Here is a 19858-nt window from a genome sequence, read left to right as displayed (position 1 = left end):
ATGCGCTGAATTTGGAGGTCTTGGGGCATGTACGGAACCAATATGGGGATGCGCAAAAGATTAACCTGGGTGTTTCTTATAGCCAGCGGGTTATTTGTAATATTGATGAGCAGGCTGGCCTGGGTGCAGTTTGTTCATGGTGGTGAATTGCAAAAAAAAGCGCTGGAGGTGCGCATGCGGGATATTCCGGTGGAAGCCAAGCGCGGTGCCATTATGGACCGCAACGGTAATGAACTGGTAACCAGTATCAGCGTGGATTCCATCTATGCCACTCCCGGCCATATAAAGGACCCCGGCGGCACTGCGGAAAAGCTGGCTCCTATATTGGATATGGATGTAGATACTTTATATGCCAAATTGACTAAAAAATCTTCCTTCGAGTGGGTCAAACGTAAAGTCAGTAATGAAGTGTCCCAAAAAGTCAGGGACCTGGAACTGCCGGGCATTGGTTTTGTAGAGGAAAGCAAGCGCTATTATATGCATCCCACCCTGGCACCTCACGTGCTGGGATTCACCGGCACGGATAACCAGGGACTGATCGGTATAGAAAAAAGTTATGATGCCCAGTTACGGGGCGAGCCGGGGCGGATTGTCACTGAGTATGATGCCGCCGGGCGCCAGGTGCCCGAGGCCATGCACCAGTATATAGCTCCCAAGCCGGGGTACGATCTTGTATTGACCATTGATGAAACGATCCAGTATTTTGTGGAGAGAGAGCTGGACAAGGTAGTGGCCCAGTATAATCCCAAGCTGGCCATGGTTATTGTCATGGACCCGGAAACGGGCGGAATTTTAGCCATGGGCAACCGGCCCACCTTTAATCCCAACCGGTGGACCGAGGAACCACGGGAGGTTTGGGACAAAAACCCTGCCATTTGGTATAACTATGAACCCGGGTCTACCTTTAAAATTATAACGGCTGCCTCGGCCCTGGAAGAGGGAACGGTGCGCGTTGAGGATACTTTCCATGACCCGGGATTTATTAAAGTGGCTGATCGCAATATACGCTGCTGGAAGGCCGGCGGCCACGGTACTCAGACCTTCGCCCAGGTGGTGCAGAATTCCTGTAACCCGGGCTTTATAGAAGTGGGACTGGAGCTGGGCAAGGATAATTTTTACAAATACATCAAAGCCTTTGGTTTCGGATCGCCCATGGGTATTAACCTGCCCGGCGAGGCCAGCGGGATTATCATTCCCCAAAAAAGCGCCACCAATTTGAATATAGCCACCATGTCCATGGGGCAGTCCATTGCCGTGACGCCTATTCAATTGATTACCGCCGCTGCGGCAGTAGCCAATGACGGTATACTGATGAAACCGCAACTGGTTAAAGAACTGCGGTATAACGGAAAAACCGTGGAGGAGATCAAGCCGGAAAAGGTGCGCCAGGTTGTGTCCGAGGCAACCTCCCGCCAGCTAAGGAGTTTACTGGAAAGTGTGGTGGCGGAAGGAACAGGCAGCAATGCCTTTGTAGAAGGCTACCGGGTGGGAGGTAAAACAGGTACGGCCCAGGTGGTGGGCGAAAGAGGCGGGTATGTTAGTGGCCGTTATGTAGCCTCCTTTGTAGGTATGGCACCCGCCGACGACCCCAAAATGGTGATGTTGGTGGTTATTGCCGAGCCCCAGGGTGGCGTGTATTACGGTGGTTTGGTAGCCGCCCCCGTGTTTCAGGCCATTGCCCGGGATACTTTGCGTTACATGGGTTTGCCCGAAATACCCGGGCAGAAAAAACCCAAACAGCCCTGGGAAACTGATGTCACCGTACCTGATGTAACGGTGCCCAATGTAGTTAACTATGCCACCGGTGAAGCCATTAAGCTGCTTAAAGCCGCGGGGTTGCAGTATCAGACCAGCGGGGAGGGTGATATTGTCCACCAGCAAACGCCTGGTGCCGGGGCCCGGGTAAAAGGCGGTACCAGTGTGATATTGAAGCTGCAGCCTGCCAAGCAAAGCGGCAAAAACGGCGAATTAATTACCGTGCCCAGCTTGCAGGGTATGACCATCAAGGAAGCGGGTAATTTATTGGAAGCCATCGGGTTGCGTTTGGTACCCGAAGGCAGTGGTGTAGCCGTTGCTCAAAGCGCCAAGCCCGGCACCCGGGTAACCGGTGGAACCGTGATAAAAGTTAAATTTGCACCGCCTGGACAAAAGGAGGGTGCGGGTGAAAAATCCTCAGGGACATCCAATGGAGCTTCAGAGCAAAACAATCTTATCAATCCCTATGAAAGGTAAACCTGAAAACATGCTATGGTTGTCGGGGGACGGGGAATATGTACGTTTACCTTTTAGGGTAAAATGCCGCCGGGCGGTTTAAAACCGTCCCGGCGGAAGTGTTTTTCGGGTTATTTAGGATAATTATTCTAATATTGGAAATAATCAATAGTAAACTAAGGGGGGCTGCGGGTGTTATTATCAAACCTGTGGGCGGGTCTACCGTTTTTGGAAGTAGTGTTGGCTTCGGACCGGCCGGTACGGGGTATTGCCTACGATTCCAGGCAGGTGGAACGGGATTTTGTGTTTGTGGCCATCAAAGGATATAAAACAGACGGCCACCTGTATGTACCCGCCGCCGTGGAACGGGGTGCCTGCGCCGTGGTACTGCAGGAAGCGGTGCCTGTGCCGGAAGGTGTCTCGCGGGCGCTTGCAGCGGACACCCGAAAAAGTTTAGCCCAGGTGGCGGCCCGTTTTTATGATTACCCGGCCCGGAAAATGAAAATGGTTGGGGTGACAGGCACCAACGGCAAGACCACCACTACGAATTTAATTAATGCCATCCACCGGGAACATGGCCTGAAAACAGGATTGATCGGCACTATACATAACCGTGTTGGGGACCGGGTACTGCCTGTGGCCCATACCACCCCCGAGTCTGCCGATTTGCAGAGTTTGCTGGCGAAAATGGTCGATGCGGGGGTGCAGGCGGTGGCCATGGAGGTCAGTTCCCACGCCCTGGTGCTATCCCGGGTGGAGGAATGTGCCTTTGATATTGCTGTGTTTACCAACCTGACCCAGGACCACCTGGATTTTCACGGTGACATGCAGCAGTACCTGGCGGCCAAGAGCCTGCTATTTGCCGGGCTTGGGCAAGATATTCACAAACCCGGCTCGGGCTGTGCCGTGGTGAACGCCGATGACCCGGCGGCGGAGTACATTATTAAAGCCTGCCGTGTGCCGGTGCTTACTTACGGGCTGGGCAGTGCTGCTGATATCAAGGGCCGGGATGTGCAGGTAACGGCCCGGGGTGTGGCTTTTCAAGCCGTGGTGGGCGTCGATAAAATTGATTTGCAACTGAAATTAACCGGCAAGTTTAATGTTTATAATGCCCTGGCGGCAGTGGCAGCGGGGGTGGCGGACAATATACCCCTGCCCACCATAAAGCGTGCGCTGGAACAGGTGCCCGGAGTGCCGGGGCGTTTTGAACTGGTGGATTGCGGGCAGCCCTTTGCGGTGGTGGTGGATTACGCCCATACCCCCGACGGGCTGGAAAATGTGCTGGCCACCGCCCGGGAAATTACCACCGGCAGTTTGATCACAGTGTTCGGTTGCGGTGGGGACCGGGACCGGGCCAAGCGTCCCCTGATGGGGGAAATCGCTGCCCGGATGAGTGATTTGGCCGTGGTAACTTCGGATAATCCCCGCACCGAGGAACCGGAGGCCATCATTGAGGATATACTGGTGGGCGTTCGCCAGGTGGAAGGTGCCCGTTATACAGTAATACCCGACCGCCGGGAAGCTATCCGCCGGGCCATTGGCGGTGCCGGGCCCGGCGATGTGGTGCTTATTGCGGGTAAAGGGCACGAGGATTATCAAATTATTGGCAGCCGGCGCCTGCATTTTGACGACCGGGAAGAGGCGCGCCGGGCTTTGGGGTTAATTTAAATTAATTTGGATTTTATGCATAATAATCATCACCCCGGCTAATGTCAGTACATCATGTATATTAGCGGTGACTGTTTACGGTGCTGGTTTAAGGAGGTATTTCTTTAAAGTGAAGAGGATGACGGTGGGCGAGATATACCGGGCTATCGGCGGTAGGCTGCTGCAGGGTGATGAAAAAACAACGGTATCCCGGGTTTGTACTGACACCCGGCAAATAATGCCCGGGGATTTATTCTTTGCTTTGCGGGGAGAAAAATATGATGCACACGATTTTTTAAATCAGGCCGCTGCCGGTGGGGCGAGTGCGCTGGTGGTCAGCCGGGTTGTGGATGTGCATACCCGAGTGCCCCTGATCAAGGTGGGTGATACCCTGGCGGGCTTGCAAGCTCTAGCGGCTTACCACCGCCGGCAGTTTGCCGTGCCCGTGGTGGGCATTACGGGTAGCAGTGGCAAGACTACAACCAAAGACATGGTGGCCGCCGTACTGGAAAGCAGTTTCAAGGTTTTAAAGACCAGGGGTAATTATAACAATGAAATCGGCCTACCTCTGACCCTGTTGGAGTTCTCCCCTGAACACGGGGTTGCGGTGGTGGAGATGGCTATGCGGGGCCCCGGCGAAATAAATGCTTTGTGTCAGATAGCCCGGCCCACCTGTGCCATTATTACCAATATCGGCGTGGCCCACTTGGAGAGACTGGGCTCACCCGAGAATATAGCCCGGGCCAAGGGTGAAATACTGGATCATATTCCGGCGGATGGTTTTGCCTTACTGCCGGGAGACAGTCCCTTGGCCAGGGAGCAGGCCCGGCGCTGCCACGGCAAGGTCCTGTTTTTTGGCTTGGAGCCGGGCATGGATATTTATGCTGCAGATGTGCGCCGGGATGGGGCCGGTAACCGGTTTACAGTGGCAATGGGCGGTATCAAGCAAGAGATATCCTTGCCTTTGCCGGGCAGGCATAATGTGCAAAACGCCCTGGCTGCCTTCGGTGCAGGTATACTTCTGGGTTTGACTCCCGAACAGGCGGCTGCCGGGCTGTCCCGGGTAACCCTTTCGGGGATGCGCCTGGATATTGCGGATACCGTTATTAATGGCGGAACAATAACAATAGTAAACGATGCCTATAATGCCAACCCGGATTCGGCCTGTGCAGCCCTGCAGTCTTTGGAGGAGATTGCTGCCGGCAGCCGCAGGACAGTGGCGGTGCTGGGTGATATGCTGGAGCTGGGGTCCGGGGCGGTGGCCGGGCACCGGCGGGTAGGTACCGCTGCGGTGCGGCACCGGGTGGCGCAACTGGTCACGGTGGGCGAACTCTCCCGGGAAACGGCTGAAGGCGCGCGGCTGGCAGGCGGTACTCAGGATGGTATGGTGTGCTGTCGAAACAATGAAGAGGCATTGGCCGTGCTGCAAGAAACATTAAAGCCGGGTGATGTGGTTTTAGTTAAGGGCTCACGCGGTATGCGCATGGAGGAAATTATTAAAGGCTTATTGAAAGATTAATTGCATGGCAGAGATAAGAACCGAGCGGGGAGTAATATAAATGAGTATTGTTTTAGAACCTCATATTATACGGGCCTTTGCGATCGCCCTGGTGGTTACCCTGGCCCTGGGGCCGGTCTTTATTCCATTGCTGCGCCGGCTGAAGTTCGGCCAAAGCATCCGCAGCGACGGCCCGTCCCGGCACCTGGCCAAGGCCGGTACACCCACCATGGGCGGGGTGATATTCATAACCGGTGTGCTGGCTGCGGGGCTGGTTACAGGCGGGCATGACCGGGACGCCCTGGTGGTGCTGGGGATTACCTTTGGTTTCGGACTAATTGGTTTTATAGATGATTTCATCAAGGTGGCTTTAAAGCGGTCTTTGGGGCTGCGAGCCCGGGAAAAGCTACTGGGGCAGATTTTACTGGCGGTTCTGCTGGGAGTGCTGGCTATAACGGTGCTGGGCCGTGACACCGGCATTGTGCTGCCCTTTGGCGGCCTTATCGCCGGGCATAACGTGGTGCTGGAGCTGGGTACCTGGCTGTATGTGGCCTTTGTTGTGCTGGTGGTGGTGGGTACAACCAATGCTGTTAACCTCACCGACGGCCTGGACGGTCTGGCAGCCGGTGTTACGGTGGTGTCCGCCCTTGCTTTTGTAGTGGTGGGGATGCTGTCCGGTCACCCGGGGGTGGCCCTGGCCATGGCGGCGCTGGCCGGTGGGTGCGTGGGGTTTTTGTTCTACAACCGTTATCCCGCCCGGGTCTTTATGGGTGATACCGGGTCACTGGCCCTGGGCGGTGCCCTGGGCGCCGCGGCCGTCATTACCGGTGGTGAACTTTTCCTGCTAATTATCGGGGGTGTTTATGTGTTGGAAGCCCTTTCGGTAATATTGCAGGTGTTTTCGTTTCAAGTTTTCGGGCGGCGCATATTTCGCATGAGTCCTCTGCACCATCACTTTGAACTGGGCGGTTGGAGCGAGCAGCGGGTGGTGCGTACTTTCTGGCTGGCGTCAATAGTGTTTGCTGCGCTGGGGTTATATGGCTTTGGTGCCGGGTTTTGAGATGTTAAAAGGATTTAGTGGTTAGCGTTAAAAACATGATTACACGCTATGCTGAAGGGCACAAGGGTCTTTAAATGTTAGGCTGATATGAAAGAAGGTACTGCTTTTGAATATTAGGGATAAAAAAGTACTGGTGGTGGGGGCCGGCAGGAGCGGTACGGCGGTGGCTCGCTTCTTGTTGCGCAAAGGCGCCCGGGTGGTGCTTACGGATAACCGGGATCAGGATAAATTGGGCGCTACCCTGGATACATTACTGGAGGCCGGTTTGCGGATTGAATTGGGCAACTATCCCGCAGTGCGGGAAGACAACTTCGACCTGGTGGTGATCAGCCCCGGTGTGCCCCCCGGCGTGTCGCCGGTGGCTTCGGCCAGACAGTGTGGTATCCCGGTACTGGGCGAGTTGGAGCTGGCTTATCGTTTTGCCCGTGCTCCCGTGGTGGCCATCACGGGCACCAACGGCAAAACCACCACCACCACGCTGGTGGGTGAAATATTTAGGGCGGCTGGTCTACGCACCCTGGTGGGGGGCAATATCGGAGTGCCCCTGGTGGATGTGATAGAAGAATATGGCCCGGAGGACATGATAGTAGCCGAGGTTTCCAGTTTCCAGCTGGAAACGGCGGAACAATTCCATCCCCGGGTGGCGGTGATACTCAACATTACCCCTGATCACCTTGATCGCCACGGCACCATGGAAGGATACATCGAGGCCAAGGCCCGTATTTTTGCCCGGCAGGACCCGGGAGATTTTACCGTGCTTAACTATGATGACCCTGAAACCAGGAAGCTGGCGGAAATTACCGGTGGTAAAGTCATATTTTTCAGCCACAGGCATAATTTAAAAGAGGGCGTACTTGTCCGCGGGGATATTATTGTCGTGCGTCAAAACAATCAGGAAATTGAAATTTTACCGGCCCGTGAGGTGGCTATCCCGGGATTACATAACCTGGAAAACGCCATGGCCGCGGTGGCGGCCACATATGCGCTGGGGGTGAAGCCCGGGGTGCTGGCCCGCGTCCTGCGAACCTTTGCCGGGGTAGCCCACCGGTTGGAAACAGTGGCGCAAAAGAACGGAGTATTGTTTGTCAATGATTCTAAAGGTACCAACCCCGATGCCAGTATCAAGGCTTTACAAGCCTTTGACCGGCCCATTATACTGCTGGCGGGGGGACGTAACAAAGGTAGCGATTTTACCGAATTCGCCCGGCTAGTAAAACAAAAGGTGCGGGTGCTGGTGGTACTGGGTGAGTGTGCCGTTGAAATCGAGCAGGCCGCCCGGGCGGCGGGCTGTACCAATATATTAAAAGCACCCGGTTTCCGTGAAGCTGTACTAATGGCGCACGCTTCGGCCCGGCCCGGTGACGTGGTGCTACTGTCGCCGGCCTGCGCCAGTTGGGATATGTTCAAGAACTTTGAGGAACGGGGCGATTTATTCAGGGAAATAGTAACCGGCCTGTAGGGAGGGGTATGGTATGCGTGTGCGCCGAGGGGCACCGGATTTTGTTTTGTTTTTAACTGTACTGATACTGTTAAGTATTGGTTTGGTTATGGTGTTCAGTGCCAGCGCGTACTTTGCCGGTGATCCGGAAGGATCATACCGCGATCCCTTCCATTTTTTTAAACGGCAGCTGTTTGGTGCGGCATTGGGTATTGTTGCCATGCTGGTGATGATGAATTATGACTACCGGCGCTTAAAGCGCTGGGTGGGTCCAATGTTGATTGTGGCCTTTGTGTTGCTGCTGCTGGTGTTGATTCCGGGGATTGGTATGGAAGTGCTGGGAGCCAGGCGCTGGATAAACCTGGGCTTTATTAGCTTCCAACCTTCGGAACTGGTGAAAATATTTATTATCACCTTTACGGCCTATGGCCTGGCCCGGAAGAAAGAGCGCATTCAAAACTTGAGTACGGGCCTGATGCCCTTTTTGGCCGTGACGGGCCTGGCGGCTCTATTGATACTGGCCCAGCCTGATCTGGGTACGGCGGCTACACTGTGCGGCACCGTGTTTATCATGCTGTTCGCTGCCGGCGCCCGGGGTGGGCACCTGACGGGCCTGGCGGGTCTGGGGGCGGCTGCGGTGGCTGCCGCCATATATTTTGAACCCTACCGGATGCGAAGGTTCACTGCCTTTTTAGATCCCGAGGCCGACCCCACCGGGGCGGGTTGGAATATTATTAATTCTTTAATGTCCCTGGCCTCGGGGGGCTTGTTGGGCATGGGATTGGGCCAGGGGCGGCATTCCAAATTTTTGTTCCTGCCCGAGCGGCATACCGACTTTATTTTTGCCGCCATTGGCGAAGAATTGGGTTTCATCGGAGGCTGTCTGGTAATATTTTTGTTTATATTACTGGCGTGGAGAGGGTTTCGGGTGGCCATTACCTGCCCGGACACCTTTGGCAGTCTCCTGGCTGCCGGTTTGGTATCCGGGATAGTGCTGCAGGCCTTTGTTAATATCGGTGTGGTGACGGGATCGCTGCCCGTTACAGGTATAACCCTGCCCTTTGTCAGTTTCGGTTCTACGTCACTGATTTTTTCACTGATGGGCGTGGGCATTATATTAAACATTTCCAGGTACAGTTCCCGCAAATAAAGGGGTGAAACGTTTGCGATTTATTGTAAGCGGTGGCGGTACCGGCGGCCATATCTACCCGGCGCTGGCCATTGCCGGCGGCTTAAAACAGCGTTTCCCGGGCTGCTCAGTTATGTATATCGGTACCAACCGGGGACTCGAGGCCGATATTGTGCCCAAGGCGGGTTACCGGTTTCACGCCGTTCGGGCGGTGGGTATCAAACGCAGTCTTTCCTGGCATAACTTGAAAGTGCCCTGGGAGGCCTGGGCCGGTTACCGGGAGGCCCGGCGGCTGATCCGCGGCTTTGCTCCCCGGGCGGTGGTGGGTACCGGTGGTTATGTTTGCGGCCCGGTGCTGCTGGCCGCCGCCAGGTTGAAAATCCCCACCTTGATACATGAACAAAACGCTTTACCGGGCATTACCAACCGGATTTTGTCCCGCTTTGTGGACCGGGTGGCGGTTACCTTTGAGGATGCGCTGCCCTTTTTTCCCCGCCGGGCCCCGGTACGTCTTACCGGGCTACCGGTGCGCAGCGAAGTGCTTACCGCTGAGCGGGAATTGGCCAGGGAGCGGTTCGGGGTGCACCAGGGGGAATTACTGGTGCTTTCCTTCGGTGGCAGTCAGGGCGCCCGCACCTTGAACAGGGCAGTAGCCCGGGCAATTACGCACCTGGCGGGTATCCCGGAGGTGCGGCTTTTGCATGTTACCGGCAGCGGCCAGTACCAGCAGTTTATGGACATGCTGGCAAAGGAAGGTTTTGGACGGGACATGCCGGACAATGTTACCGTGGTACCTTATTTGTACGAAATGCCGGAAGCTCTGGCGGCGGCGGACCTGGTGGTGAGCAGGGCCGGTGCCGCCACCCTGGCTGAAATTACGGTGCGGGGTCTGCCTGCTCTGCTGGTGCCCTTTCCCTATGCTACGGGCAACCACCAGGAACATAATGCCCGGGCATTGGTGTCCCGGGGGGCGGCGGAGATGGTTGCGGATGCCGAATTCTCGGGCAGCACCCTGGTGGGTGTAATAGAAAAGCTGCTGGCTGATCGCAGCCGGCTTGAGGAAATGGCCGAGGCCAGCCGCCGGTTGGGCAAGCCCGGAGCTTTGGACGATATTATCGGTATAGTTGAGGAAATAATTTAGATAAGCCAGCAGGTTGTGCATTAAAGACCCGGTTGATGATGTTTCATAACCGGGTTGAGGTGTATGGCCCAAAACTTACTTTAACAGAGATGGACAGGCCCGGGAGTTTATATACGCTAGCTATGGCATGTAACACCTTGTTTAAACAAAGCATAATATAAGGTATCTTTCTCTCCCGACTGCCGTATATGCGCCATTCGGTGCAGGAAGGAGTTGATTAGCGGGTGCAGGATATTCCAGGCAAAATTCATTTTATAGGTATTGGCGGAGCCGGAATGAGTGGGCTGGCCAGGGTACTTTTAGATTTGGGCTTTGATGTCCGGGGATCAGATATCAATAGCACGCCGGTGACCGAGCGGCTTAAAGCGCTGGGTGCCACCATATACAGAGGGCATGCAGGGGTAAATGTGGGAGACGCTGAACTGGTGGTATATTCCACTGCCATTGGTGCTGATAATCCCGAAATGCAAGCGGCCAGAGAAAAGGGTGTGCAGGTGATCCACCGGGCGGATTTACTTGGTCTATTGATGAAGCGGCAAAAGGGTTTGGCAGTGGCCGGTGCACACGGTAAAACCACCACTTCCGCTATGCTGGCGCTGGTTTTGGAAAAGTGCCAACAGGATCCCACAATATTAATCGGAGGTGAATTGACTGATATTGGCGGTAACGCCAAATTTGGACGGGGCGCGTTCCTGGTGGCTGAGGCGGACGAAAGTGACCGGTCATTTTTAAAGCTGCAACCTTATCTGGCGGTGGTTACCAATATCGAAGATGACCACCTGGACCATTACGGATCATTAGAAGAAATAATTAATGCGTTTCGGCAATTTATCAGTAAAATACCCGCTAACGGTACGGCGGTACTGTGTATTGATGACGAACATGTAAGAGCTGTGGCCGCAGATTGTGCGGGGCAGGTAATTACATATGCCCTCGATAATCCCAATGCAGACTACACTGTGTGCGATATCAGAGTGGATGCGGGAGGCTCTACGGGAGAGGTCTACTCAAAAGGGCGGTACCTGGGAAAACTGGTGCTGGCGGTGCCCGGACGCCATAACCTGGCCAATGCACTAGCGGTGGTAGCGGTTTGCCGTAACATTGGTTTGTCCTTTGGCGAGGTAGCCCGGTGTTTACAGGGGTTTAAGGGGGCCGGCAGGCGGTACCAGTTAATTGGCCGGGAAAAGGGAATCACCGTGGTTGATGATTACGCCCACCACCCCACCGAAATTGCCGCTACGCTACGGGCGGCCCGGCAGGTGCACTCGGGACGGGTTATTGCCGTGTTTCAGCCGCACCGGTACACCAGAACCCAGTTATTGTTCAGGCGCTTCGGAGCTTGTTTTGCCGATGCCGATATGGTGATCGTAAACGATATATACAGTGCCGGGGAAAAGCCCATTGCCGGAGTATCCGCCGGGCTTATTGCAGATGCCGTGCAGGCCAGCAAAGGGGAGCGCCCGCAGCAATTGCCCTCAGGAAGCAAAACCGTTGATTACCTGACCGGGATATTAAGGGAAGGTGATCTGGTACTTACCATGGGTGCGGGTGACGTTTGGAAAACCGGTGTGGAACTGGTCAATAGATTAAAGGAGAGTAAATAGTTGATAGATTCGGTACTCCATACGGAAATACAACAAAGCATAAAAGGCCCGGTTTATCGCCAGGAACCCATGAGTAAATATACCAGCTGGCGTATCGGAGGGCCTGCGGATTTGCTTATCAAACCCCGGGATCAGGAAGATCTACGCCGGGCGCTGGTATATGCCCGGCGGTATGACCTGCCTGTTACCGTGATCGGTAATGGAACCAACCTGCTAGTTTCCGATCGGGGCATCAGGGGTATGGTGATTAAAATCGGGCCGGGGCTCGGGGATATTAATGTGCGGGGTCATATGATTTACGCCGGTGCCGGTGCGCCGCTGCCTTTGCTGGCCAGGAAGGCCATGCAGGCCGGGCTGGCCGGGTTTGAGTTCCTGGCCGGCATACCGGGTACTGTGGGCGGTGCACTGATCATGAATGCCGGTGCCAATGGTTGCGCCGTGGGAGAAAGGGTCAGGCAGGTAACGGCCTTTGATTATGCCGGTAATTGTTTGACCTTTGACGCACACCAGCTAACTTTTTCCTACCGGCACAGCTCTTTGGCCGAAAGGAATGTTATTGTGGTGGGTGTGGTGTTGGAAGGTAAGCCGGACCGGGCGGAAGAAATCAAGCAAAGGATGGAACATTACCTGGATCGGCGCAGGCAGACCCAGCCCCTGGAATATCCTAATGCCGGCAGTGTATTTAAAAACCCGCCCGGTGATTCAGCTGGCCGGCTGATTGAAATGGCGGGTTGCAAAGAAATGCGGGTGGGTAATATACAGGTCTCTCCGCGCCATGCCAATTTTATTGTCAACCTCGGTGGCGGTACCGCCGGTGAGGTGTTGGAAATAGTAAACCGGGTACAAAACATTGTGGAACAAAAATGTGGCGTAAAACTGGTAATGGAGGTGCAAAAGCTGGGGGAGTTTTAGCGGAGGTGATGTATAATTGCAAAGATTTATGATCACGGGTGGTAACCGGTTGAGCGGTGCTGTTAAAGTTAGCGGATCCAAGAATGCCACATTGCCCATAATGGCGGCCAGCCTGCTGTTGGACGGCAAGTGCACCATCAAGGGGGTGCCTCGCCTTAAGGATGTGGCGGTGATGAAGGAATTGCTGGTTTATCTCGGTGCCAGTGTGGTTTGGGAAAAGGACGTAATGCATATCGACACCCAGGGGATCGGCTATCAGGATGTTTCCGAGGAATTGATGCGCCGTATGCGGGCCTCCAATCTGGTGCTGGGGCCACTGATCAGTCGCTATAAATATGCCAGAATATCTTACCCGGGCGGCTGCAACATCGGCTCCCGGCCCATGAACCTGCATTTAAAGGGTATGCAGGCCATGGGGGTGGAGATTAAGGAAAAATTCGGCTATATTACCGCCCAGGCAAAGAGATTAAAAGGGACCGACATATACTTGGATTTACCCAGCGTGGGGGCTACGGAAAACTTGATGATGGCCGCGGTACTGGCCGAAGGAACTACGGTGATTCGCAATGCCGCCCGGGAGCCCGAGATAGTGGATTTGCAGAATTTCCTAAACTGCCTTGGGGCGCGGGTCAAGGGTGCGGGTACGGATATCATTAAAATAACCGGTGTAGATGGGTTAAACGGGGCTGAGTATACCGTAATACCGGATCGCATTGAGGCAGGTACCCATATGGTAGCGGCCGCCATTACCCAGGGAGATGTACTGGTAACCAATGTCATACCGGAACACCTGGAACCAGTCATTAATAAATTGCGGGAAGCCGGAGTATATGTGGAGGTGAACGACGACCAGGTCCGGGTGGCTGCAGATAAAAGGCCCCAGGCAGTGGATATAAAAACCATGCCCTATCCCGGGTTCCCCACTGACATGCAACCGCAATTTATGGCCCTGTTGACACTGGCCGAAGGAACCAGTGTGATTAGTGAAACCATCTTTGAGAACCGCTATAAACATGTGATGGAACTGCGCCGGATGGGTGCGGATATCCGCCTGGAGGGTCACACCGCGGTGGTCAGGGGGGTGACCAGCCTGTCAGGGGCCTGCGTAGAGGCCAGCGACTTGCGGGCCGGGGCTGCACTGGTGCTGGCCGCCATGGCCGGGGAAAACGGCACAGTGCTGGACCAGGTGGATCATATAGACCGCGGTTACGAGAGAATGGAAAATAAATACAACTCCCTGGGAGCCCGGATTATTCGAGTGCACAGTTAATGTGGACTCTTTTTTGGTTTTATGGGGGACAAGGGCGAAATTCGGGGGAAGAAACGCGGTCATATCAATGGTTGGCGGATTCACCAATATTAGTATTTACGAAGTGAATTTTTTAGCTAGCAGAATGGGAGTAGAATGGGAGCAAAAAATCTCAAAGCCCTTCTAAGACGGGTAAAAAAGGTATCAAGCTATCAAGAAATTAGAAGCATTGCACATAAAAATAACCCGGTGCTTTGCCGGGTTTATTTACGTCTTACTTAAAAAGTTTACCTAACAGCCTGCCGGTGGCTTTCCCCGCTGCCCTCCTGGCAATGCGTTTGCCTATAGTACCCTTTCTGACGGCGTTTACGTCCCCCAATAGTTTAGCCGCACCGTACAATATCTGACGTGTTTGGCTAATTGGATCTTTCTTTCGTGCCATTGTATCCCTCCTTTTAATTTTTCCTAACAGGTGGATTACAACAGTTCTAACAGTTCGTCAACGGTAAGGCCCGTTTGGTCCAGGATACTTTTCAATGTTTTGGGTTTAAGTGTCTTGTTACCGTGTACCGGCACGGTTACCAGCCTCCCACCGCCTGGTTGCTCCAGGTAGTGGTGACTACCCCGAACGTGTACCAACCTAAAGCCGGACCTGGTAAGCGCAGCCATAACATCTTTACCGGACGCACGAGGGAGGCGGGGTGTCATCATTATAGTGATACCTCAACCTCACCGTAGAATAGCTGTATATCCTTTTCGGGGAGCGGGCGTCCCTGGATTTGCAAAGCCTCCAGGTAACCTCTAATAGCCTCTTGGGCGTTCTCTAAAGCCTCCTGAATGGTATCTCCCTCAGTGATACAACCGGGTAAGGCCGGAACAGTTACAGTATAACCCCCGTCGTTTTCATCCTGCTCAAGAATGACCTTGAACTTATGCTTTCGCATTATTACCCTCCCCTTCTTCGTCGGGTATGTATTCCAGCAGATCACCAGGCTGGCAGTTGAGGGCGGCACATATACGGTCAATTACTGATACGTCAATCCTTGTTATTGAGCCGTTGTAAATAGCATACAGTGTATTTTTATTAACGCCACTAATTTCTTGTAATTTGGGCACTTTCATATTTCCATTCTCAAATAACACTCTATCCAGTTTGAATTTAATCATGTAACCACTCCCCGGCGATATATCAATATTATACAACGAATGCAGTATTAAATCAAATAATGGTTAGAAAATTTACAATGAAGTGTTGACAATAAACATTGTATTAAGTACAATGAAGTCAATACAAAATACCATAATGTGTGTAATGTAGTCCAAACTACCAGGTGGCGGGTATCGCGATGTAAACCTTTGGCGTGGATTCTGGCGGGTAGTATTGCCGTAACTGTTGGCTATATGGCCGGCATGGCAGTGTAAAAAGGGAATAAAGGAGGCGTGAGCATGGACACGGAGGTAAAAACCAACCAAGATAAACAAATACCCAAAAAAGGAAGGGATTAGATACAAGCAATTTAGTCACTACTGCCAGGGGTAAATTTTACCCTATTATAGTCAGCGAAAAAGGTACGTACATAATTATCCTCATTATTGGTAAAGTTATCTTTAGTAAATGACGGAGGTGATTTGTTATGATTAACACAAACGATAAGGCTGAACTGCAAAATTGCATTAATAATGCCAAGAACGTAATTGGCGAGATTAAAACTTTTGTAAACCGTATCAATGATCAACAGGAAAAACAAGAATTGCAGAGGCTTTCCAACAAAGCGGATGTTTTGCTGGATGAGGCCAGCCAAAGGTTTCATAAGCTTTTGTAAATCTATTGTCATGACACAAATAATGGACCCGAATCTTAAAGGGTCCTTTTTTATGCTCACCGAAATAAACTGCAATGTTAATCTAAAATATCCATCTCAAAATGAAAGTGTAACAATAGCAAACCCGCCAGCAATTTAACCAGGCATATGACCAGCCTTTTGCGTTCCACCACACCGGAGCCGACCATGGATATCAAATCCAGCAAAAACATCAATGCAAGCACCATCCCTGCCAAAGCGCAGGCCAGGGAAATGGCTATTTCCATAATATATCACCTCTGTTAATTATACGAATTTGACGGTAGGAAAATGCCAGGTTCTGGTGGGAAAACCCTGCTTTTTGTAACGTCCTGGTTCTAACACTTGGGCGGTTTATAATATGATGATGTCCTGGCTGGGGAGAGGTTGTATTACGGTACTAAAAGGGAAGCCCCTACCCTGTGTAGAAATCCTATGGGTAATGCCTAAACAAAGGAGATAGTATAATGGACATGGCTATTGGTGACAAAATAGTAAAATTTATAACAAATTCGGTGCTGCAAGCCCGGACCGTGACCCGCTACCGGGAGCCGCTGGTGGGTTTTGCCTCGGCCAATGACCACTTGTTTACCCAAATCAAGCAGGTGATCGGTCCTCATCATTTGCATCCCCGGGAAATGCTGCCCGGAGCCAAAACTGTAGTGGCTTTTTTTATTCCCTTTGCGGAGGATGTGGTAAAGGCCAACAGGCGGGATAAGGAAAAGATAGCCCGGGAATGGGCCGTGGCGTATATAGAAACCAACCGGTTAATCAGCGAAATTTGCCAGGAGCTTACCGGGGTGCTGCGGGAGGAAGGAATTGAAGCGGTGGCGGAAAAACCTACCCATAACTTCAACGAACAAGATCTGACCGCGGGCTGGTCTCATAAGAGCGTTGCCTTTGTTGCCGGTTTAGGTACCTTCGGTCTAAACCGCATGTTAATCACTGCTTCGGGCTGCGCCGGCCGTCTGGGCACACTGGTAATTTCCGCCGGGGTTCCCCCAACACCCCGGCCTACAGAAGAATTATGCCATTATCACCGTGATGGGAAATGCCTGTATTGTGTTCAAAACTGCCCTACCGGTGCGTTGCAGGTACAGCAATTGGATAAGCAAAGGTGCTATAAACAGCTGCTGGAGGTGGACAGTCTGTTTAGCGATTTGGGTCTATGTGATGTTTGTGGTAAGTGCGCCATGGGACCCTGCGCCATGAACGCCGGGTAACCGGAGAAATAGCGGTTGAGGCAAAACAGAGGAAGGAAGCCACTATGGCTTCCCCCTCCTGAACTCTCATTTACTTAAATTTATAGGGCTTGTGCTGTATCAGGTCAATGGTGCCTAAAATGACATGCGCCAGTCCAAAGCCCGTTATACCCCAGCCGACCGTAGGGTTTACATTGCGCAAAGCCAGTCCGGTGGTGGTTACTGCTGCGCCGAGAACAGTGGGTATTAAACCTTCCCGTGCCACTGTCATCCCCCCCGTTGGGTTATTGAGAGTTCAGCCTTATTATTTGGTTATGACAAATCTTTATACCTGTCAATTACGTGAAAACAACCCCGGCAAAACGGCCGGGGTTTTTTAGGGTCATGATTAACTTAACCTCATTTGGCAGGAGTCGGGATCCTCACCGGATTCACATACGTAAATAATGCCACTGGCGTCCGCGGCCACCTGTTTGCCGGGATTTTGGCTTTGGGCCATCTCCAGTGCTTCATCTAAACTATTGGCGGTAATTTCGTTACATTCTTTGCCGGGTCCCCGCACGGTGTATTTGTCCATTTATTATCACCTCCATTAAGATTTTGTCCAGGGAGGGAATATAAATTACATGTTTATTAAAACCGGGGCGGGCACGTTGATAAAGGGTCAATAAAAATGCTGCACTGTGCTTTAGTTGTTAACATCCATGGTGATAGGATACCTTATAACATAATAAATTTTTAAATAATGTATTTTGCAGGAAAAATATAGAAAAGAAAAGGTATTTGGATTATAATAACACAGGGAGGTAATAGTTTTGAAAAGTGCACATTTACCCACTCGCCGGGAAATTCCCGACCGGTATAAATGGAGGCTGGAGGATATTTACCCCGGTGACGATGCTGTGGAGCGGGACTTTCAGCAAACGCTGGAACTGGCTGCCCGGGTGGAGTCTTACCAAGGCAAACTGGGCACATCGGCTCGTGTGTTGTTGGAGGCCTTTCAACTACAGGAGCAGTTGGATATGCTTAATGAAAAAATATATACCTATGCCCGCATGAGAAGGGATGAAGATAACACCAACCCAGTTTACCAGGCTTTGTCCGACCGGGCCGAAAGCCTGAATGCCCGGGTCCAGGCTGCGGTGTCATTTTTTGTACCCGAAATTCTGGCTCTGCCCGGCCAAACCCTGAAAAAATTCCTGCAAGAGGAACCCGGTTTGGCCCTGTACCGGTTTATGCTGGAGGAATTGGTGCGACAAAAACCCCACACCCTATCCGCTTCGGAAGAGCAGATAATGGCCCGGGCCCAGGAAGTAACCCAGGCGGCTGCCAATATATTCAGAATGATTAACAATGCCGACTTTACCTTTGACCCGGTAAAAGATGAGCGGGGTCGCGAGGTGGAACTCACCCACGGCCGCTACTTGCAGTTTATGGAAAGCAGGGACCGCCGGGTGCGCCGGGATGCCTTTACCTCTTTGTACAGAACTTACCGCCGGTTTCAGAATACCCTGGCGGCCACGCTGGGTGCCAGCGTAAAAAAAGATGTGTTTTACGCCCGGGTGCGCAAATACCCTTCCGCCCTTGAAGCGGCTCTTTTTGCGGATAATATACCCGTGCAGGTTTATGATAATTTAATCCGGACGGTGCGCGGCAACCTGGAGCCATTTTACCGCTACATGAGACTGCGCAAGAAGCTTTTGGGAATTGATGAGCTGCACATGTACGATATTTACACCCCCGTGGTTAAAGACGTAGAATGGACCATTCCCTACCCGGAGGCGGTGGAGATGGTGCGGGAAGGGCTGGCCCCGCTGGGCAAGGATTACGTAGAAACAATGACCGGGGGTATCGGCGCGGGCTGGGTGGATGTTTACGAAAACAAGGGTAAAACAAGCGGTGCCTATTCCTGGGGCCCCTATGGCACACATCCTTATGTGCTGCTTAACTACCAGGATAACCTGAACAATGTATTTACCCTGGCCCATGAAATGGGACATGCCATGCATTCTTACTATTCCTTTAAGTCACAGCCTTATGTATATGCCCATTATAAAATATTTACCGCCGAGGTGGCCTCTACGGTCAATGAGTCTTTGTTGATGCAGTATTTGCTGCAGACGGTTAAGGAGCGGGAAAAGAAAATTTATCTGCTTAATCACTATCTGGAACAATTCCGGGGCACCGTGTACAGGCAGACTATGTTTGCCGAGTTTGAAAAGATTATTCACGAACAGGTGGAAGCGGGGGAAGCTTTAACTCCTGAACTGCTTTGCACTATATACCACCAACTGAACGTCGATTACTACGGGCCGGAGGTGGTGGTGGACAGAGATATAGACATGGAATGGGCACGTATACCACATTTCTATACCGCTTTTTACGTATATAAATATGCCACCGGTTTTTCGGCAGCCACTGCCCTGACGCGCCGTATCAGCAGCGAAGGCAGTGGCGCCGTGGAACGCTACATTGATTTTTTAAGCCGGGGTGGTTCCGATTATCCCCTGCAGCTGTTAAATTCCGCCGGTGTGGATATGACCAGTCCCCGGCCGGTGCAGGAATGTCTTGATGTGTTTGCCCGGTTGGTGGGGGAATTGGAGAGCATGGCCTTGGGGGTGCCGGGCGCCTGTGAATTGTAGGAAATGCAAGCACTTTTATGTAACCTGGGATGTCAGATTCCCCTATGGTTGCAAAATTTATGGGATCAAGGGCAGGTACAATCCCTCCAATGAGGTTTTGAGGGCTACGGGAAAGAAGTGTCTTTGTTTCGAAGAGAAAGAAGTAAGAAAGTAGCTGGTGAATTTGGCGGTTTTCGGTTACCGGGAACCGTTTTCTTGTAAAAGCCAGGTTTATGGCAGTTTTATTTGGACAAGTTTGTCATGGTGTTCTATAATTTAAAGAATTAATCGATTAGCGGGTTAGA

At 52.4% G+C, this 19858-nt stretch carries 20 protein-coding genes; 13 read left to right on the top strand and 7 right to left on the bottom strand.

The window, feature by feature from the left end; genetic code table 11:
* Positions 1-27: 27 nt before the first annotated feature.
* From LX24_RS06520 to murA, 10 genes are all read left to right on the top strand, one after another.
* A complete protein-coding gene (locus LX24_RS06520; protein ID WP_166511341.1) occupies positions 28-2232 on the top strand; it encodes a stage V sporulation protein D in 2205 nt (734 codons plus the stop codon).
* Positions 2233-2403: 171 nt separating this feature from the next.
* Positions 2404-3879, top strand: coding sequence for a UDP-N-acetylmuramoyl-L-alanyl-D-glutamate--2,6-diaminopimelate ligase (locus LX24_RS06515; protein ID WP_166511340.1), 1476 nt, complete (start codon positions 2404-2406; stop codon positions 3877-3879).
* A 118-nt stretch (positions 3880-3997) separates the two neighbouring features.
* Positions 3998-5377, top strand: a complete 1380-nt coding sequence (locus tag LX24_RS06510; protein ID WP_166511453.1) for a UDP-N-acetylmuramoyl-tripeptide--D-alanyl-D-alanine ligase — start codon at positions 3998-4000, stop codon at positions 5375-5377.
* A gap of 40 nt (positions 5378-5417) precedes the next feature.
* The gene (mraY, locus tag LX24_RS06505) at positions 5418-6416 is read left to right on the top strand and encodes a phospho-N-acetylmuramoyl-pentapeptide-transferase (protein WP_166511339.1); all 999 of its coding nucleotides are present in this window, start codon (positions 5418-5420) and stop codon (positions 6414-6416) included.
* Positions 6417-6522: 106 nt separating this feature from the next.
* A complete protein-coding gene (gene murD, locus LX24_RS06500; RefSeq protein WP_166511338.1) occupies positions 6523-7875 on the top strand; it encodes a UDP-N-acetylmuramoyl-L-alanine--D-glutamate ligase in 1353 nt (450 codons plus the stop codon).
* 13 nt (positions 7876-7888) lie between these two features.
* The gene (ftsW, locus tag LX24_RS06495; RefSeq protein WP_166511337.1) at positions 7889-9004 is read left to right on the top strand and encodes a putative lipid II flippase FtsW; all 1116 of its coding nucleotides are present in this window, start codon (positions 7889-7891) and stop codon (positions 9002-9004) included.
* A 13-nt stretch (positions 9005-9017) separates the two neighbouring features.
* Positions 9018-10124: an undecaprenyldiphospho-muramoylpentapeptide beta-N-acetylglucosaminyltransferase gene (murG, locus tag LX24_RS06490; RefSeq protein ID WP_166511336.1), complete on the top strand. Its 1107-nt coding sequence runs from the start codon at positions 9018-9020 to the stop codon at positions 10122-10124.
* 224 nt (positions 10125-10348) lie between these two features.
* Positions 10349-11728 carry a UDP-N-acetylmuramate--L-alanine ligase gene (gene murC, locus LX24_RS06485; protein WP_166511335.1) on the top strand — a complete coding sequence of 460 codons (1380 nt, stop codon included), beginning with the start codon at positions 10349-10351 and terminating at the stop codon, positions 11726-11728.
* Positions 11729-12640, top strand: a complete 912-nt coding sequence (gene murB, locus LX24_RS06480) for a UDP-N-acetylmuramate dehydrogenase (protein ID WP_166511334.1) — start codon at positions 11729-11731, stop codon at positions 12638-12640.
* Between the two features lie 16 nt (positions 12641-12656).
* A complete protein-coding gene (gene murA, locus LX24_RS06475) occupies positions 12657-13910 on the top strand; it encodes a UDP-N-acetylglucosamine 1-carboxyvinyltransferase (protein ID WP_166511333.1) in 1254 nt (417 codons plus the stop codon).
* Between the two features lie 253 nt (positions 13911-14163).
* Here the strand turns inward: murA and LX24_RS06470 are convergent, their stop codons facing one another.
* Genes LX24_RS06470 through LX24_RS06455 form a run of 4 tightly spaced genes read right to left on the bottom strand, consistent with a single transcriptional unit; the run spans position 14164 to position 15056 of the window.
* On the bottom strand, positions 14164-14331 hold the full coding sequence (locus LX24_RS06470) for a hypothetical protein (RefSeq protein ID WP_166511332.1): 168 nt from the start codon (positions 14329-14331) through the stop codon (positions 14164-14166).
* A 35-nt stretch (positions 14332-14366) separates the two neighbouring features.
* Positions 14367-14600 carry a type II toxin-antitoxin system HicA family toxin gene (locus tag LX24_RS06465; RefSeq protein ID WP_166511331.1) on the bottom strand — a complete coding sequence of 78 codons (234 nt, stop codon included), beginning with the start codon at positions 14598-14600 and terminating at the stop codon, positions 14367-14369.
* Positions 14600-14833, bottom strand: a complete 234-nt coding sequence (locus LX24_RS06460) for a type II toxin-antitoxin system HicB family antitoxin (protein ID WP_166511330.1) — start codon at positions 14831-14833, stop codon at positions 14600-14602. Before LX24_RS06460 ends, LX24_RS06465 begins: the two co-directional genes overlap by 1 nt.
* Positions 14820-15056 (bottom strand): helix-turn-helix domain-containing protein, encoded by a 237-nt coding sequence (locus LX24_RS06455; protein WP_166511329.1) that lies wholly within the window; start codon positions 15054-15056, stop codon positions 14820-14822. Before LX24_RS06455 ends, LX24_RS06460 begins: the two co-directional genes overlap by 14 nt.
* A 467-nt stretch (positions 15057-15523) precedes the next feature.
* Between LX24_RS06455 and LX24_RS06450 the strand changes: the two genes are divergently transcribed.
* The gene (locus LX24_RS06450) at positions 15524-15712 is read left to right on the top strand and encodes a hypothetical protein (protein ID WP_166511328.1); all 189 of its coding nucleotides are present in this window, start codon (positions 15524-15526) and stop codon (positions 15710-15712) included.
* Positions 15713-15789: 77 nt separating this feature from the next.
* Here the strand turns inward: LX24_RS06450 and LX24_RS06445 are convergent, their stop codons facing one another.
* Positions 15790-15978 carry a hypothetical protein gene (locus LX24_RS06445; protein WP_166511327.1) on the bottom strand — a complete coding sequence of 63 codons (189 nt, stop codon included), beginning with the start codon at positions 15976-15978 and terminating at the stop codon, positions 15790-15792.
* A gap of 219 nt (positions 15979-16197) precedes the next feature.
* Here LX24_RS06445 and LX24_RS06440 point away from each other — a divergent pair, with 219 nt between their 5' ends.
* Entirely contained in the window at positions 16198-16953 is a 756-nt protein-coding gene (locus LX24_RS06440; protein ID WP_243131645.1) for an epoxyqueuosine reductase, read from the top strand.
* A gap of 70 nt (positions 16954-17023) precedes the next feature.
* On the opposite strand, the gene LX24_RS06435 is transcribed toward LX24_RS06440, so the two are convergent.
* Both LX24_RS06435 and LX24_RS06430 read right to left on the bottom strand, forming a co-directional pair.
* Positions 17024-17203: an asparagine synthase gene (locus tag LX24_RS06435; protein ID WP_166511326.1), complete on the bottom strand. Its 180-nt coding sequence runs from the start codon at positions 17201-17203 to the stop codon at positions 17024-17026.
* A 117-nt stretch (positions 17204-17320) separates the two neighbouring features.
* A complete protein-coding gene (locus LX24_RS06430) occupies positions 17321-17509 on the bottom strand; it encodes a hypothetical protein (RefSeq protein WP_166511325.1) in 189 nt (62 codons plus the stop codon).
* 232 nt (positions 17510-17741) lie between these two features.
* On the opposite strand from LX24_RS06430, the gene pepF reads away from it, so the two are divergent.
* Positions 17742-19574 (top strand): oligoendopeptidase F, encoded by a 1833-nt coding sequence (gene pepF / locus LX24_RS06425; protein ID WP_423244328.1) that lies wholly within the window; start codon positions 17742-17744, stop codon positions 19572-19574.
* Positions 19575-19858 lie beyond the last annotated feature (284 nt).

It is taken from the genome of Desulfallas thermosapovorans DSM 6562 (genome assembly GCF_008124625.1).
Lineage (GTDB): Bacteria > Bacillota > Desulfotomaculia > Desulfotomaculales > Desulfallaceae > Sporotomaculum > Sporotomaculum thermosapovorans.
This window is presented reverse-complemented; position numbering and strand designations above follow the sequence as displayed.

Excerpts from the sequence above, each read along its gene's own strand:
- LX24_RS06520 (WP_166511341.1), top strand. The coding sequence starts at position 28 with ATGTACGGAACCAATATGGGGATGCGCAAAAGATTAACCTGGGTGTTT.
- LX24_RS06510 (WP_166511453.1), top strand. The coding sequence starts at position 3,998 with ATGACGGTGGGCGAGATATACCGGGCTATCGGCGGTAGGCTGCTGCAG.
- mraY (WP_166511339.1), top strand. The coding sequence starts at position 5,418 with ATGAGTATTGTTTTAGAACCTCATATTATACGGGCCTTTGCGATCGCC.
- ftsW (WP_166511337.1), top strand. The coding sequence starts at position 7,889 with ATGCGTGTGCGCCGAGGGGCACCGGATTTTGTTTTGTTTTTAACTGTA.
- LX24_RS06470 (WP_166511332.1), bottom strand. The coding sequence starts at position 14,331 with ATGGCACGAAAGAAAGATCCAATTAGCCAAACACGTCAGATATTGTAC.
- LX24_RS06465 (WP_166511331.1), bottom strand. The coding sequence starts at position 14,600 with ATGATGACACCCCGCCTCCCTCGTGCGTCCGGTAAAGATGTTATGGCT.
- LX24_RS06460 (WP_166511330.1), bottom strand. The coding sequence starts at position 14,833 with ATGCGAAAGCATAAGTTCAAGGTCATTCTTGAGCAGGATGAAAACGAC.
- LX24_RS06455 (WP_166511329.1), bottom strand. The coding sequence starts at position 15,056 with ATGATTAAATTCAAACTGGATAGAGTGTTATTTGAGAATGGAAATATG.
- LX24_RS06450 (WP_166511328.1), top strand. The coding sequence starts at position 15,524 with ATGATTAACACAAACGATAAGGCTGAACTGCAAAATTGCATTAATAAT.
- LX24_RS06445 (WP_166511327.1), bottom strand. The coding sequence starts at position 15,978 with ATGGAAATAGCCATTTCCCTGGCCTGCGCTTTGGCAGGGATGGTGCTT.
- LX24_RS06440 (WP_243131645.1), top strand. The coding sequence starts at position 16,198 with ATGGACATGGCTATTGGTGACAAAATAGTAAAATTTATAACAAATTCG.
- LX24_RS06435 (WP_166511326.1), bottom strand. The coding sequence starts at position 17,203 with ATGACAGTGGCACGGGAAGGTTTAATACCCACTGTTCTCGGCGCAGCA.
- LX24_RS06430 (WP_166511325.1), bottom strand. The coding sequence starts at position 17,509 with ATGGACAAATACACCGTGCGGGGACCCGGCAAAGAATGTAACGAAATT.